Here is a 1,234-nt window from a genome sequence, read left to right as displayed (position 1 = left end):
TGTCATTACCGGTCAGGTAATTACAAGGCATTGAGGCGTTTTAAGCTTTTGAAGAGGGTGTTAGAGGAGTTGGGAGTGGAAGGAGAGAGGGTGAGGCTTGAGTGGATATCAGGTAGTGAGGGTAAGAAGTTTGCGGACATAATAACGGAGATGGATGCTAAGGTAAGGGAAATAGGACCAAATCCAATGAAGGGGGTATAGGAGATGAGCAAGCCTAAGTTAGCATATTACCTGGCAGGGGGTTGTGCAGGTTGTGATATAAGTTTGGTGGATTTAGCTGATTTTTTGGTGGATGTGGTTAGTGCGGTGGACATAGTGTTTTTTGCGCCTACACTTGTGGATGTGAAGTATAAGGATTTTGAGGCAATGCCAGATGGGTCGGTGGATGTGGGTTTGTTGACAGGTAACATAAGGAACAAGGAACACGAGCACATGGCGAAGGTGATGAGGGCGAAGTGTAAGATATTGATAGCCTATGGGATATGTGCGAGTTTAGGAGGGATAAAGGGGTTGGTTAATTTGCATAGTAATCAGGAGTTGTTGGAGAAGGCATATAGGGATACGTTTAGCACAGACAATCCTACAGGGGAGTTACCGAGTCCCAAGTATGTGGTAGATGGGAGGTATGAGTTGGAGTTACCGGAGTTGACGGAGGCGAGGACGTTGGATCAGGTGGTGGAGGTGGATTATTACATAGGAGGGTGTCCGCCGCATTATGAGCATGTTAAGGCGGCGTTGGTTGCGTTGTTAGAGGGTAAGTTACCGCCGAAGGGTAGTTGGATAACGATGGGGCATGCGGTGTGTGAGGTATGTGCGAGGAACCCGGTGTTAAGGGGGGAGAAGAAGAAGCCTGTATTAGAGGTTAGGAGGGTGATAGAAGGGGGAGTAGAGGAGGAGGCATGTTTGCTTGAGGCGGGTTATTTGTGTTTGGGTCCTGTTACACAGGGAGACTGTGGAGCGAGTTGTTTGAAGGTGAACGTGCCTTGCAGGGGATGTGGAGGACCGATACCAGGGGTAAGGGATTATGGTTTGAGGGCGATAAGTGCGGTAGCGAGTGCTTTGGAGGATGAAGGTTTGGTAGACAGGATAGAGGACCCTGTGAGGTTGTTTTACCGGTATAGTTTGCCAGGGTCTATGATAGGGAAGAGGTTTGGAAAGTAGGTAAGAAGATAAAAAACAGAGAGGAGGGGAAGGGTATGCAGAGGATAGAGATAAATCCCATGACAAGGCTTGA

Annotated in this window: 2 protein-coding genes; both read left to right on the top strand. The window is 48.2% G+C overall.

Annotation, left to right across the window (positions count from 1 at the left end):
• Positions 1-201 (top strand): hydrogenase iron-sulfur subunit (locus tag H529_RS0109430; RefSeq protein WP_028843184.1); only part of this gene is annotated, 201 nt, incomplete at its 5' end.
• Positions 202-204: 3 nt separating this feature from the next.
• Positions 205-1,161, top strand: coding sequence for an NADH-quinone oxidoreductase subunit B family protein (locus tag H529_RS0109425; RefSeq protein WP_022856237.1), 957 nt, complete (start codon positions 205-207; stop codon positions 1,159-1,161).
• Positions 1,162-1,234 lie beyond the last annotated feature (73 nt).

Origin of the sequence: Thermodesulfobacterium thermophilum DSM 1276, assembly GCF_000421605.1 — a bacterium.
Lineage (GTDB): Bacteria > Desulfobacterota > Thermodesulfobacteria > Thermodesulfobacteriales > Thermodesulfobacteriaceae > Thermodesulfobacterium > Thermodesulfobacterium thermophilum.
Note: the sequence above shows the minus strand (reverse complement) of the source record. Positions and strands in the feature narration are given on the sequence as shown.